Below are 14,047 nucleotides of genomic sequence, written 5' to 3'. Positions count from 1 at the left end.
GAGTTAAAATGCTAATACTGGTTTCTTTGCAACTTGTACATTTCCATCGGGACTGATCATGACCAAATCCACGATTTCCGTTTGGTTGATTAATTCTTCCGAAAATTCGGTTTCCACTTTTACATAATTTTCAGTGAATCCATGGATTTTTCCATTTTTCTGGTCAGATTCCCATAAGACTTTATGCGTTGAACCCAATTGGGTTTGGTAAAAAGCCAATCGTTTCTTTTCCGATAAGATTCGAAGCATTTTGTTGCGTTCTTTTCGTACATGATGCGGAACAACGCCATCAAATTCAATCGCTTCGGTATTGTCACGTTCTGAATAGGTAAAGACGTGTAAATAAGAGATAGGTAAACTATTCAAGAAATTATAGGTTTCCAAAAACAATTCGTCTGTTTCACCAGGGAATCCAACAATTACATCTACACCAATACAAGCATTGGGCATCACTTCACGGATTTTACCGATTCGATCTTGGTACAATTTCGTCAAATAACGACGTTTCATTTTCTTCAAAATCACATCAGATCCCGATTGCAACGGAATATGAAAATGAGGTACAAAACGATCGGAATTTGAAACGAATTCAATGATTTCATTTCGTAATAAATTCGGTTCAATTGAAGAAATACGAATTCGTTCGATGTTTTCAACTTTGTCTAATTCTTGAACCAATTCCAAAAAGGTATGTTCGTGCTTTTTATTGCCAAATTCACCTTTCCCATAATCTCCAATGTTGACTCCGGTTAAAACGATTTCTTTGATCCCTTTTTCTGCAATTTCACGCGCATTTTTGATGACATTTTCCATGGTATCTGAACGAGAAATTCCTCTCGCCAATGGAATGGTGCAATAGGTACATTTGTAATCACAACCGTCTTGAACTTTCAAGAAAGCACGCGTTCTGTCACCAATCGAATAAGAACCAACATAAAAATCGGCATCTTCAATTTCGCAAGAATGGATGATGGTATCTTCTTGTTTGTTCAAATCGTCCAAATATTCGACAATGTTGAATTTTTCCGTTGCGCCCAATACCAAGTCTACGCCTTCCATTTCTGCAATTTCTTGTGGTTTTAATTGGGCATAACAACCCACAACCACAACAAATCCGTTTGGATTGGCTTTCATGGCATTTTTGACAATGGTGCGGCATTCTTTGTCGGCATTGGCTGTCACCGAACATGTATTGATGACATAAACATCTGATGGCTGATTGAATTCCACACGCTGATAGCCATTGTCCAAAAGGTTTCGGGCAATGGTAGACGTTTCGGAGAAATTTAATTTACATCCAAGGGTGTGAAAAGCAACGGTTTTTTGTTCTGAAAACATAGTGCAAAAGTACGAATTATTTGGATTTTAAAAAGAAAGGGTGATTTCACCCTTTGGAAAGGATGGAACACCTAATATCTGTAGATTTTTCTTGGAGGATCTTTGCCTTAAGAATTTTAATCATAACCATTTAAATAATTCATTATGAAAACATTTACAATTAAATTCCTTGCTTTCTTTTCTTTATGTGCTTTCTTTTTGGCATGTAACGACGATGATAATTCTGATTCCGATCCTAATGAAGATCCAGTTTTGAGCTGTATTCCAGATGCATTATTACCAGACTTGATTGCTTTTTATTCGTTTTCCAATGGTTCTTTGGATGATTTTTCTGGAAATGGCTATCATTTGACCAATCCAACTTCAGCTTCCCCAGGAACCGATCGTGGAGGAAATCCCAATTGTGCATTTGAATTTAATGCTTCTCAAAATGAATTTTTAACCTATGTCAATCCTGGTTTTTTGAATGATTTGGATTCCAATCCGATTACAATTTCATTTTGGTTTCAAACCATTGGTACGAGAGATGGCGGCATGTATGAACAAATGATAGGTCGCGATACAGGAATACATTGTCCTGATACCTATGGACAATGGTCCATAAGTTTATCAGATTGTCGAAATGGAGTGTTTGGTATCAATGATTATAGCCTTTGGGCAGGTGGATTCCCTAATTTTTTAGGAGATACGAATTGTTCCAATAACCCCAGCCTAAATGTTTGGCATCATATCGTCGTGACGTCTGATGGAACGGGTGGAGGCATAAACATGTTCATCGATGGAATTGCTACTACAAGTGTTCCAGGAACTGGTTGTTCAAATCCTTTAGGAACAAACAATGTTGGGGATTTATTCCTAGGCAAGCAATTCACAGGATTATTGGATGATGTAGCAATTTTTGATCGGGTTTTAACTACTGCGGAAATCATTCAATTAAATGACATAGAGCCTTGTTGTCAAGAATAGTTTAAAACAATTTTAATTGTCCTTTTGCTTATAGAATTCGGTAGACTTTTTTAGCCAAATTTAGTCTACCGAATTAGCTCTCTCAAAGATTTATTAATCGTACTCTAAATAAATACTTAAAATTTTACCAAAGAGTTAATTAGCTTCCTTATTTTTAATAACTAAAATCAATACTATGAATTCAAATTATTTACTTTTTGCATTTTTTGTTTCGCTTTGGATTTGCGGCTGTACCAATGATGATAATTCTTCTGGAAATTCTTCCAACTTTTGCACAATTGAGGTTCCTTGTGGTGATCCTGAAGGACTGATTTCTGTTGCGGAAGCAAGTCTGATGGAAGAAGATTATCGCAACCAATTTTACAATCTTATAAATGAGTTTACTTCAGGTACCTATCCAAATTACGAAGGTGCTGGACGTTATGTTTGGTTTGATTTGGAGGAAGTGAAAAAATTCATTGTCTATGTTGAAAAACATGCAGATGAACGAGGATACAATGGGAATTTAGGGCTTCGTGTGTACATGGGCGCCAAAATGCAAAACAATTCCGTTACAGGAGATCCAGAGCCAAGACAAACGGTTTATTTTGTTCCTACTGTTAATCCATCTGGGGGAACCGATTTGGAAGATAATTTAAACATTGTTTCATCTGAACGTTTGAATTTAGGTGGTGCCGGAATTCCAGATGGCACAAATTCAAACGTTGGAATCGGAAATTAATAGCTGAAATTCATCCATATGGGTATTCAAAACTATTTGTATTTAGGATTGGAATTTCTTGCTTGTGTTTTTGCCATTTATTATTGGCCAAAATACAAACATACTTCCTTGTGGATATTTTTACCTTTTCTGATTTATACCTTTCTAAATGAAATTGCGGCTACTTATGTAGCGATTCAATATCAAAATCGAATCTTGTACAATGTTTACATTATCCTTTCCTTTTTGGTCTTTTTGTATTGGTTTGATCGTTTGATTGGTTTGAAATTTTGGAAATGGATGATTCTAGGGATCTTTGGTTTCGTGGTTTTTTATGATATTGAATCCAAAGGATTTGTAATTCCCTTATTGAAAACGGCGATCAATTTTCAATCGATTGTTGTTTTGGGATTTTCCTTTTTGTTTTTTGCGAAATTATTAGGTAAAAAGGAAGTGGTGGAATACCAGAAACTCCCTGAATTTTGGATAGTTACGGGAATCTTGTTATTTTACATAGGATTTGTGCCTTTGTCATTGGTTATTGGCATGGGATACAATGTTCAGGAATTGTATGCCTATGCCATCATTCCTTTGAACTTTATTTTATACGGCGGATATATGATTGGATTCTATGTTTCAGGAAAGCGATAACATATTGTGGGTGGTTTTGGGTATCATGCTGTTGGTGCCTTTGGCAATGGTGCTTCTATTTGTCGTATTCAACAACCGAAAAAATAAATTGATTCAAGAACAAGAATTGGAGAAAAAGCGATTTGAAAATGAATTGGCAGAATCTCAAATCGAAATTCGTGAAGAAACGCTTCGAAACATCAGTTGGGAACTGCATGATAACATTGGGCAATTGGTTACCTTGGCGAAAATACATTTGCAAAATTCTGATTATGAACCAACCAAAATAGAAGAATCAGTCGAAATATTGGGCAATGCTTTGAAAGAATTAAAAGCGCTTTCGAAATCCATCAATCCTGAAAGTTTGAAAAACATGAGTTTGCTGGAAGCTGTTCACAATGAAATGGATCGATTTGAACGGATGAATTTCATCGAGTCGAAATTTGAGATCAAAGGTCAGCCTTTTGATCTTCCTGCCAAGGACGAAATTATTTTTTTCCGCATCATTCAAGAATTCTTTTCCAATACCATTCGGCATTCGCGAGCAACCATCTTAAATGTGGTATTTCATTTCCAGGATATGAAATTGAAAATCGAAATTGAAGACAATGGGATTGGATTTGAAACTTCGGAAGATTTTAAAGGTATCGGATTGAAAAATATGAAAACACGTGCGAAATTGGTTCATTCCGAATTAAAAATCACGTCAGAATCCCAAAAAGGAACGAAATTAACCATTGAAAAACAGTATATAAATGCATAAAGTCGCTTTAGTAGATGACCATACTTTATTGTCACAAGCCATTGGGAATTTGGTGGATGGATTTGAGGAATTTCAGACCGAAGGAATTTTTAAAAATGGTCAAGATTTGCTTACTGCATTGAAAGGAGAAAAAATCAATCCTGAAATCATTTTGATGGATGTCAATATGCCTGTGCTCAATGGAATCGAAACTACTAAAACACTAACCACTGACTATCCAACTATTAAAGTTTTGGCCTTGTCAGTCGAAGAGGAGGAAACCACCATCATCCAAATGCTCAAAGCGGGCGCACGTGGTTATTTGAGCAAGGATATTCAAAAAGATGTTTTATGGCATGCCTTGAAAACTACTTTGGATACGGGCTTTTATCATTCGCCTAATGTTACCCAAGCACTTTTGGGCAATATGACCAAGAAAAATAATGAATTGGATGAATTGAAAGAACGCGAAATCGAATTCATTCAATTGGCTTGTACTGACATGACTTACAAAGAAATAGCTGATAAAATGTTTCTGAGCCCAAAAACTATCGATAATTATCGGGATGCGGTATTTGCCAAACTCAACATTAAAAATCGAGTGGGGTTGGTTTTGTTTGCGATCAAATCTGGGATTTATAAAGTTTGATTTTACTATGTAAAAAGTAAAATGTAAAATGTTTAAGGGAGATTTTTGAAGGAAATGTCGAAGTTTAAAATTAATTAAGTTTAATCTTCTTAAAACCCTTAATTTCTTAATGTTTCAAAAAAAAAAAAAAAACATTAAAGTATCGATAATCAGTATTTTACAATTTAAAATTCGCCATTTTACATTTTTAATTTTCTTCCTCGTCCAACCTTTTTGATTTCCTTCGCATCAATGTCTATAGAAACCAATTTTTCAATTGGTCATTAATAAAACGAAATGATAGACATTATGAAAACATTCCTTTTTTCTTTAGCAACTATTTTCGCAATGGGAAATACAACGTTGGCAAATTCCATTCAAAACGATACTCAATCGAAACCCTCTCTTCAAATTATGAATGAGAATTTAGCAGATCAAAAAATCCAAGTCGCCATTTTATTGGATACTTCCAGTAGTATGGACGGTTTGATTGACCAAGCCAAATCACGCCTTTGGAACATCGTCAATACCTTGACAACTTTGCGTTACCAAGGAAAGAAACCATCGATTGAAATCAGTTTATACGAATATGGAAACGATGGACTTTCAGCTGAAAACGGATACATACGTCAAGTTACACCCTTAACTTCTGATTTGGATTTGCTGTCCGAAAAATTATTTGCTCTTCGTACCAATGGCGGATCGGAATATTGTGGGCAAGTTATCCAAGTTTCAACTGATGAATTGAAATGGTCCAAAGATTCCAAAAGCATGAAATTGATTTACATTGCAGGAAACGAAACTTTTGATCAAGGGAAAGTAAATTACATTGAAGCAATTTCAGAAGCTGTAAAACAAGGAATTTATGTGAATACCATTCATTGTGGTGATGATTATGCAGGTATAAATGGAAAATGGAAAGATGGAGCAGAGAAGGGGAAAGGCGAATATTTTTTCATTGACCATAACCAAAAAATTCGCTACATCCCAACGCCTTATGATGTGAGAATTGATGAGTGCAATACGCGACTAAACCAAACCTACATCTATTATGGTGCGCAAGGTGCTGTGATGAAAGAGCGTCAGGTGCAGCAAGATGTCATGGCAGAAGGTGTTAGTATGGAGAACAAAGTAACCAGAACTGCTGCCAAAGCAAATTATAGCTATTCAAATGCTTCTTGGGATTTGGTGGATGCATTGGATCAGAAAGATATGGATTGGAAGAATTTGGACAAATCCACTTTGCCAGAAAAATACCGAAATCTTTCGAATGAAGCCTTGAAAAAAGAAGTAGAAAAATTACAAGCTGAACGAAAATTGATTCAGAAAGAAATTTTGGAACTCAACCAAGAACGTGAAAAATTCATCCAATCAGAACTCGCTAAATCAGGTGATCAAGAAACCGATTTGGGTGCAGCCATTACACAAGCGGTCCTGAAATTTGCCAACCAAAAAGGATATGTGCAGGAGAAGTAATTGGTAGTAAGAATTAAGAATATAATTTAGGAATTTCTTTAAAATAAAAATTCGGTGCTCGTTCTTTCACCAGCACCGAATTGAAAAATCCACTTTTTTCTTTGAACTCCGATTGAGTGAAAACTCGTCGGGGTTCATTTTATATTATAAGAAATTATATCCTACACTAATTCCCATATTGGAGTAATTAGAATTCCAATTGTAATAATCTGACAAAATTTTTCGTTTGGTGTACACATTAAATTCTACCGAAAATTTCGAATTGAAAGAATACCCAATTCCAAACATAAAATTGTTACCAGATTTTATATCCATTGTATCGACATGATGTTCAAATTTAAAATCTCCTCCAACATTCAAATCCCATAAAATCGCACCATGTGTGAATATTCTGGAACTTGAACTCAACAAGAAATAATGCCTTACGCCCAATGGCAATTCAATGGAATTGTATTCAATCGTAGAACCATGTTGTCTTATTTCATTCATTCCTTCTGCTTTGTAAGCTTTATAGGTAGGAGAAACAAACAATCCCCATTTGTTTTTATGGAACGGCAATAGATATTCAAATTCAACCCCAATTTTAAAAATGGTTTTACTTCCAAAATCGATATACGAATTATTTAATGCAGTATTCACAACATCTAAATTCGTGAAGCTAACACCTGGTTTGATGTATAAATTAAAGTCAGATTTTGTTTTTGAAACAACGTAATTTGATCCAGTTGAATTATTACATTCATTATACTTTTCAAAATGATTCACCAAGGAACTTCTGGAATAATTCAATCGTAAAAACTGATCATTCTTGAAATTGCAATTGACATTGGCACGTAATTGATTTTTAAATTGATCATTGGTAGCGATTTTATTTACATCAACAAAATATCGCTTGTAAATCAACTGCGTAATTTCACCGCCTTCATTTTGAAAGAAAAATCGGGTAAATTGAGGCTCTTTGTAGGAAAACAAAGTAGATTTTCCCTCGACCATCGTTTCTAAGAAAACCGTTTCAGTTTTGAATTCTGGATTTTTTTGATGACTCAAATTGCTCATTTCTTCGGAAGAGCGATCCATTTTAATTGTCGCTTTGATATATTTAGACTTTTGATCGATTCCAAATTCCTTCATATCATGAATGGTTTTGATTTGAACATCACTATCCAAATTCTCTTTAAACTCAATTGTAGAAGGATTTTGGTTCCAATCTAAATTTTTAATAAATCCAGTGATTTTTTGATTCATCGGATTGATGTAATAACCTGGTTCGTATTTTATTTGAGCCATGGCAATTGCAGAAAAGAAAATCAGTAAAATGGGTAAAATTTTTCTCATGTTTGGTATGTTTCATTAAGATGACAAATCAAGGGAAAATTAGCATGAGAAAAAAATATTTAACCCAATAATCGTCTAAAATTCATGTTTTTAGAAATCTACTCGAAATTTAAATCCGATTCCATGTAGATTTTCGATGGAAATATTGGTTTCACCTGTAAAGATTTTGCGAAGTCTAGAAATAAAAACATCCAAACTTCTTCCCATAAAATAATCATCATCGCCCCAAACGGCTTTTAAAATTTCTTCTCGTTTGACTACTTTGTTTTGGTTTTCCACGAAAAATTTCAAAAGTTCCGATTCGCGCTGGGTTAGTTTTATTTCGGTACCATTTTTAGTTACTTTATAATTTTTGGAATCAAATTGAAATTCTCCTATGGAAATTTTGAGGTTTTCAGATATGGTTCTTTTTTGGGAGCGCTTCAAAAAGATTTCGATTTTTAGCATCAATTCCTCTATACTAAAAGGTTTAACCAAATAATCATCTGCACCAATTTTCAATCCTTTTATGCGATCTTCTTTTAAGGTTTTGGCTGAAAGAAAAATAATGGGAATTTCGGAATTGATTTTACGAATGTTTTCTGCCAATTCAAATCCGTCCATTTTGGGCATCATGATATCCAACAAACAAATATCAAATTCTTGTGATTGAAAACACTGAAATGCATCTTCACCATTGGCGCAATGCACGACATCATAATGCGTTTCCAAATTGTCTTGGGTGAGAAACGCGATGGTTTCGTCGTCTTCTGCGTATAGAATTTTGTATTTAGTCATGATTCTTAATCGGAATTTCTAGCTGGATAATCAAACCTCCTTTAGGATTTTGTTTGGCTTCAACTTTCCAGTTATGTTGTTGAACGATTTTCTTTACATAAAACAAACCTAAACCAAATCCCGTAACTTCAGCTGATTTAGAATTGGGAACTCGGTAAAATTTATCAAATATCTGCGCTATTTTTTTATCTTCAACACCACAGCTTTCATCAATGAATTCCAACAAAACATGTTTTCGTTTGAGATGGGAAATAATGTCGATTTTCGGACTTGTTTCACTGTATTTAATGGAATTATCGATCAGATTTTGAACCAAATTTTCAAAATGAAATTCATCTGCCATAATCTGAATTTCTGGATTGAGTTGTAGATTGAATTTTGCCTTAGGATTTTTGGTTTGAAAATTTTCAACAATGGATTCAATAGTGGATTGAAGGAGAATTTTTTTCGGCTGAATTTTAATGGCAAATTCATCATTTCGAGCAATATTCAAGATTTTGTCTACATGTTGATTCAATTTATTTCCTTGGGATGTAATGATTCCTGCCAATTGTTCCAATTTTGAATTGGATTTGATGGTTTCATGTTTGGTTAAAGAATTCGAAGCAAGTAAAATAGAGGATAGGGGAGTTTTGAATTCATGCGTCATATTGTTGATGAAATCTCGCTGCAGTTCCGAATATTTTTTATGTTGAATCAAGGTATAAATCGAATAGACATAAATGCTTAGAATGAAAATTAATGCTCCAGATAAAATGAACCAAAATTTCAAATTTCCAATTAAATAGGAACTTTCATCTGGAAAACGAATCGCAAAATAATACACCAAATCTTTATAAGGCGTGAATTCTATTTTTTCTTGGGGAGTAGGTTCATCTTGTATGGAAATCAGCTTTCCATACATCATATCATCGCTTTCACAATTGTAAATGGCGTATTCGTAATCCGTAAAAATATTTTGTTTGGAAAATTCTGATTTTAAATAATGTTCCAACACAGCAGGTTCGATGTCATCGTTTACATTGACTACGTAATAATCATGCGAAACTTTTTGAATTAGGTCTTTGGCAGAAAATTCATGACCATTGTGTTCGTATATTTTTCGCGCAACTTCCAAAAGTGCGACATGGGTTTTTTGGGAAAACTTTTTTTCTTCTAATTTATAGGCTTGATAGGTCCAAATACATTGTGCAATCAACAATCCGATGGTTGCCAAAAGTCCTAAAAGGATGAGAATATTTAAACGATTTATTTTCAAAATGCTCCTATCAAATTTTGGTTGATTTCCATTTGAAATCTTATTAGATGCACAATATTACATTATTTTGAAGGGAAGCAGTTGTCTATTAACAACTCATTAACAAACCTTTGAAAGCGATTAACAACAGCATAGGGAAAAGCAAGTTACATTTGTTCAAATCATTTGATAACGCTAAAAATAACAATATGAAAATCATTAAAACAACTCTGCTTGCGCTTACCTTATCTGCAGTACCATTTTCTGCAGCCGTAGCCATGAATGGAACAGAGATTATTGAAAAAATTGCTGATGCTATAAGCTGGAAATCTGAAACCATAGATGTTGGAGAAATTCCTCAAGGAAAACCACACGCCATTAAATTTGAATTTACCAATACAACCTCAAAACCTGTATTGATCACCAATGTGAAAGCTGCTTGCGGTTGTACAGCAACTGATTATTCAAAAACGGCGATTGCTCCAGGGAAAATGGGATATGTGAACGCTACCTACAATGCTGCAGCTCAAGGTGCATTTACAAAATCAGTTACCGTAACAACGTCTGATACCAATCAACCCAAAGTATTGACATTTAAAGGAAAAGTAAATCCTAAATAATATATAAATAGGATCTTTTGATTCTATTTTCCATTTTTATTCTAAATTTATGTAACAATAAAAGGAAGCTGTTTTGGCTTCCTTTTTTATGAAATTAATTCAGAATTAACTTACTTTTTAATAATCTTTTTCGTTTCAATTGTTTTTCCATTTTCCTCAAACGAAATAAAATAATTACCTGTTGGTATAGAACTTAAATTCAGTTCTGCTCGTGTTGTTGAAATTTTTTCTGTTAAAACCAATTTTCCCGATGAGTCTCTGAGTTTTACAGATGTAATTTTTAAATTAGGATTTTCAAAGGTTAATTTGTCTTTTACGGGGTTTGGATAAAATTTGAAATTCAATTTATCAATATACGAAACAGTCATTAAATTATTTGTATAAATTGCTTGATCATTAACTTCATTTTGTATTATGAGTATTTTACTTCCATCTTCGTTTGGATTTATAGAATATAAAAAATCATGTTCAAAATAATTAACATAGAAATTAACATACAGATTTTCAAAGTTTATATTTTCTATCTCAGAACAAGTTTCACCATCATTACAACAACTTATGTCAAAAAATGAAAATAAAGTAGGATCCATATTTATGATAGTCCCAGTTATAGGTGAGCATACTTTTGAATCAAAAAAATAAGTAGTTCCCTCTTCAATTACAAATTCTTGAAAACTAAGTTTAACATGGTCAAACTCATCACTAATGGGAGGAAATATCTCATTATTGTTTATTACTAATTTTTCAAGATACCAAGTGTTTTCTACCAATTCATCTTGTGAATATACTAGTGAGAATATACTTGAAAAAGCGATGAAATAAATTATTTTAAAAAATTTCATAATATCAATTTTTAATTATGTTTTTAGAATCAACTATTGCATCGTTACAAATCAATGTAACTGTAAATATTCCAGAAGAATAATTTGAGAGATTTAAATTAATCTGATTATTTGTTGTATTTAATATATAATTCTCACTTCCAGATGTAATGGTATTTGTTATCATTAAATAAGCAGAAGAAGCAGACGAGGCATCATAAGAAATCGTAACTTGTGAGCTTACTGGATTAGGAATAATTGTTCCTAATGAATAAGGGTTATTGCCTATAACTTCTATTTCTTTATAGTCTTTCAAACCATCAAGATCTGAAATGATTTCCAATTTATAGGTTTTGGCTATTTCAGGACTTACCGTTAATTCTGTTCCGCTGTGAATAAGATTTCCCTCCGAATCATACCAGTTGTAAGTAGCTGATTCATTTATGTTTTCGGCAATAATTGTGGAGGAATTGGAATTTTCAATTACTTCAGCATCTGCAAGAACATCGTTTCGATTTTCTTTAATAATTTGTATGGTTGCACCTCCTATGATTTCACTATTTGAAACGTCTTTTTGAATAATATTATATTCATATAATTGTTTGTCGATAAGTTCTTTGGTCAGGAAGTTAAATGTGATTTCAACTGTTCCACTTTCGCCTGGTGCTAGTGTAATATTGCTTAATTTGGGATTATTACCGCTTATATGTTTAGAGTAAGTATCTCTTGTAGGATCAGCATCAAAGATAGAACTACCACCTGCAAGCCATTTACTATGAAGGAATTCATCCATTACAATTCTGACTTCCGCTTCTTCGTAAATAGATTTTTGATAGGCAGCATTTTCTTCATTTAATTCTAAAGAATATGTTTTAGTCTCCTCCGTAAGATTTGCTATCATGAAAGAGGCAGAAGTTATAGGAGAGTCAATCAAATCAACAATGTTAAAATTTTTCCAAGCAACATTATTATTATTTTTCACGTAATTGGTGATGTTTAATCCATTTATATAATTAATTGGATCATCATCTGAAATTATTCTTGCTAATAATCCAAAATTTCCACTCAACGATATTGCACCAGGGTAATTTGCAGGGTTAGGAGGAAACCATTCAAATTTAAGAATTGTTTCTTGTCCAGGACCTAATTGAGGAATATTTAAGGTTCCAATTAATCCTCCCGAGGGATTACTTGGTGTTCCTAAACTTCCATCCCACGCTGTTGGCCAAGATTGTGCTGTCCCAGCATAACTCCAATAAAGTTTTAATTCATCTTCACCAGAAGAGTTCTGACAATCATAATTAGTAACTCTAACATAAACAAAATTTGGTTGAGTTGCACTGTATTCTACAGATTGGTGCACTTCATTGTATCGTCCATCATCTTGATTTCTGACCCAAATATCTTGACTATTCCAGTAATACGTAGAAATATTGTTTGGCTCATTTCCTAAATCTGTCTCTGTATCCCTAACCACTAAATTTAATTTAGGGTTATCCTCATCCAAACACTCAACTGTTTTTACAGCTCGAAAAACATTTAATCTTCCTGAACCTAATTTTCCAATATAAGGTTGATTGTATGGAATCCAAAATATATCATCTGCTGTAGATTTTAGAATATTTTCCACTTGATTTGGTGTTAAACTTGGTTTTACAGACAAAACAAGTGCTGCCGCTCCGGCAACCATTGGAGAAGAGTAAGATGTACCCCATGCTGTTCCATATTGATTATTATCTTTTAAAATTCTAATATGGTATCCAGGTGCAACAATGTCTACTTTATCATTATGTTGGTGTGTGCTTTCTTCTGGATTAAGTGGGTCTATCACATTTTGATGGACATCACGCCAACTAAAAGCTCCATAAACTGGATCGTAATAATCTACTGGATTTGTATGCCCGACAGATGAAACAGAAAGTACATAATCATAAGAAGCTGGGTATACATAATTATTTGAATCTCCACATGATCCATTTCCTGCAGAGGCAACTACCAAAACATTTTTATTTAAACGTAAATCTTTATAAGCCTCAGCATTTATTGGACTGTAAGTACATCCACCCCAACTAGCATTGAGGATTCTAACATTTGGAATTTCTGCCAATTCATAAAGCTTTTGCACACTATATGTTTGGCTTATAGCTAATTTTGTGTTATACCCAATTCCTGCTATACCATCATTATTGTTAGTATTTGCAGAAACAGTCCCAGCAACTGATGTTTCATGTTCAATATTTAAAACAGTGCCAGGCACAAAACTGACCGCTTTTCCAACCAAATCTTCATGATTATCTTCATATTTTGTATCAGCAATACCAACTATAATTAGAGGATTATTACCAATAGTAATGTCCCACGCTTTATTGGCTCTTACCAAAGTTAATTGAGTTTTAGCTTGCCCACCTTCAACATAATAAAAATCATTTGGTTCAAGCATTAATTCTTCTATTGGGACTTTTTCTGCATATTCAATTTCTAATCTATTACTAAAAGATGTAACATCATTGTCAGTATTCGTTTTGACCAAATATACTCTTTGTAAATACGCAGAACTTGAAAGTGGAAAAGCTTTCTCATACTCAAAAATTATTTTCCCTTGAAAAAAAGAATTTAAAGACGAATTGGCAAAACTCAAATTTAATGTCCCATTAGAATTTGTAGTTTTAGATTGGGGTTCAAGTGAATGATCTACATTTTCAACCACATAATAAGAATATTGATTTTGTGCAAAAACAAAAGTTCCCAAAGTAGCCAAAAACATAAATAGAATAAAA

The 14,047-nt window shown here is 33.5% G+C and carries 13 protein-coding genes; 7 read left to right on the top strand and 6 right to left on the bottom strand.

The annotated features are described in order from the left end of the window. Positions 1-3: 3 nt before the first annotated feature. Complete coding sequence (mtaB, locus tag ABID46_RS09560) at positions 4-1,338, bottom strand: tRNA (N(6)-L-threonylcarbamoyladenosine(37)-C(2))-methylthiotransferase MtaB (protein ID WP_354509470.1); 1,335 nt, start codon at positions 1,336-1,338, stop codon at positions 4-6. 144 nt (positions 1,339-1,482) lie between these two features. On the opposite strand from mtaB, the gene ABID46_RS09555 reads away from it, so the two are divergent. The 6 genes from ABID46_RS09555 to ABID46_RS09530 all read left to right on the top strand — a co-directional run bounded on the left by ABID46_RS09555 (position 1,483) and on the right by ABID46_RS09530 (position 6,480). Next, positions 1,483-2,304, top strand: coding sequence for a LamG domain-containing protein (locus tag ABID46_RS09555; RefSeq protein WP_354509468.1), 822 nt, complete (start codon positions 1,483-1,485; stop codon positions 2,302-2,304). Between the two features lie 175 nt (positions 2,305-2,479). Continuing rightward, entirely contained in the window at positions 2,480-3,025 is a 546-nt protein-coding gene (locus ABID46_RS09550) for a hypothetical protein (protein WP_354509466.1), read from the top strand. Positions 3,026-3,043: 18 nt separating this feature from the next. Further along, complete coding sequence (locus ABID46_RS09545; RefSeq protein ID WP_354509464.1) at positions 3,044-3,655, top strand: hypothetical protein; 612 nt, start codon at positions 3,044-3,046, stop codon at positions 3,653-3,655. After that, entirely contained in the window at positions 3,636-4,397 is a 762-nt protein-coding gene (locus ABID46_RS09540; protein WP_354509462.1) for a sensor histidine kinase, read from the top strand. The genes ABID46_RS09545 and ABID46_RS09540 overlap by 20 nt, the downstream gene beginning before the upstream one ends. After that, complete coding sequence (locus ABID46_RS09535; protein WP_354509460.1) at positions 4,390-5,025, top strand: response regulator; 636 nt, start codon at positions 4,390-4,392, stop codon at positions 5,023-5,025. Before ABID46_RS09540 ends, ABID46_RS09535 begins: the two co-directional genes overlap by 8 nt. Positions 5,026-5,313: 288 nt before the next feature. After that, positions 5,314-6,480, top strand: coding sequence for a vWA domain-containing protein (locus tag ABID46_RS09530; RefSeq protein WP_354509458.1), 1,167 nt, complete (start codon positions 5,314-5,316; stop codon positions 6,478-6,480). Between the two features lie 144 nt (positions 6,481-6,624). Here the strand turns inward: ABID46_RS09530 and ABID46_RS09525 are convergent, their stop codons facing one another. The 3 genes from ABID46_RS09525 to ABID46_RS09515 all read right to left on the bottom strand — a co-directional run bounded on the left by ABID46_RS09525 (position 6,625) and on the right by ABID46_RS09515 (position 9,850). Continuing rightward, complete coding sequence (locus ABID46_RS09525) at positions 6,625-7,815, bottom strand: putative outer membrane beta-barrel protein (RefSeq protein WP_354509456.1); 1,191 nt, start codon at positions 7,813-7,815, stop codon at positions 6,625-6,627. Positions 7,816-7,905: 90 nt separating this feature from the next. Next, positions 7,906-8,592 carry a response regulator transcription factor gene (locus ABID46_RS09520; protein WP_354509454.1) on the bottom strand — a complete coding sequence of 229 codons (687 nt, stop codon included), beginning with the start codon at positions 8,590-8,592 and terminating at the stop codon, positions 7,906-7,908. After that, positions 8,585-9,850: a sensor histidine kinase gene (locus tag ABID46_RS09515; RefSeq protein WP_354509452.1), complete on the bottom strand. Its 1,266-nt coding sequence runs from the start codon at positions 9,848-9,850 to the stop codon at positions 8,585-8,587. The genes ABID46_RS09520 and ABID46_RS09515 overlap by 8 nt, the downstream gene beginning before the upstream one ends. 188 nt (positions 9,851-10,038) lie before the next feature. Between ABID46_RS09515 and ABID46_RS09510 the strand changes: the two genes are divergently transcribed. Further along, positions 10,039-10,449: a DUF1573 domain-containing protein gene (locus ABID46_RS09510; protein WP_354509450.1), complete on the top strand. Its 411-nt coding sequence runs from the start codon at positions 10,039-10,041 to the stop codon at positions 10,447-10,449. 110 nt (positions 10,450-10,559) lie between these two features. Here ABID46_RS09510 and ABID46_RS09505 read toward each other — a convergent pair whose 3' ends face one another. Further along, complete coding sequence (locus ABID46_RS09505; RefSeq protein WP_354509449.1) at positions 10,560-11,291, bottom strand: T9SS type A sorting domain-containing protein; 732 nt, start codon at positions 11,289-11,291, stop codon at positions 10,560-10,562. Positions 11,292-11,295: 4 nt separating this feature from the next. Then, complete coding sequence (locus ABID46_RS09500; RefSeq protein ID WP_354509447.1) at positions 11,296-14,034, bottom strand: S8 family serine peptidase; 2,739 nt, start codon at positions 14,032-14,034, stop codon at positions 11,296-11,298. Positions 14,035-14,047: the final 13 nt, after the last annotated feature.

This window comes from Moheibacter stercoris (genome assembly GCF_040545805.1).
Taxonomy (GTDB): Bacteria; Bacteroidota; Bacteroidia; order Flavobacteriales; family Weeksellaceae; genus Moheibacter; species Moheibacter stercoris.
This window is presented reverse-complemented; position numbering and strand designations above follow the sequence as displayed.

Bases quoted from the DNA above. Each gene is read 5' to 3' on its own strand.
- mtaB (WP_354509470.1), bottom strand. From the start codon at position 1,338: ATGTTTTCAGAACAAAAAACCGTTGCTTTTCACACCCTTGGATGTAAA.
- ABID46_RS09555 (WP_354509468.1), top strand. From the start codon at position 1,483: ATGAAAACATTTACAATTAAATTCCTTGCTTTCTTTTCTTTATGTGCT.
- ABID46_RS09550 (WP_354509466.1), top strand. From the start codon at position 2,480: ATGAATTCAAATTATTTACTTTTTGCATTTTTTGTTTCGCTTTGGATT.
- ABID46_RS09545 (WP_354509464.1), top strand. From the start codon at position 3,044: ATGGGTATTCAAAACTATTTGTATTTAGGATTGGAATTTCTTGCTTGT.
- ABID46_RS09540 (WP_354509462.1), top strand. From the start codon at position 3,636: ATGTTTCAGGAAAGCGATAACATATTGTGGGTGGTTTTGGGTATCATG.
- ABID46_RS09535 (WP_354509460.1), top strand. From the start codon at position 4,390: ATGCATAAAGTCGCTTTAGTAGATGACCATACTTTATTGTCACAAGCC.
- ABID46_RS09530 (WP_354509458.1), top strand. From the start codon at position 5,314: ATGAAAACATTCCTTTTTTCTTTAGCAACTATTTTCGCAATGGGAAAT.
- ABID46_RS09525 (WP_354509456.1), bottom strand. From the start codon at position 7,815: ATGAGAAAAATTTTACCCATTTTACTGATTTTCTTTTCTGCAATTGCC.
- ABID46_RS09520 (WP_354509454.1), bottom strand. From the start codon at position 8,592: ATGACTAAATACAAAATTCTATACGCAGAAGACGACGAAACCATCGCG.
- ABID46_RS09510 (WP_354509450.1), top strand. From the start codon at position 10,039: ATGAAAATCATTAAAACAACTCTGCTTGCGCTTACCTTATCTGCAGTA.
- ABID46_RS09505 (WP_354509449.1), bottom strand. From the start codon at position 11,291: ATGAAATTTTTTAAAATAATTTATTTCATCGCTTTTTCAAGTATATTC.
- ABID46_RS09500 (WP_354509447.1), bottom strand. From the start codon at position 14,034: ATGTTTTTGGCTACTTTGGGAACTTTTGTTTTTGCACAAAATCAATAT.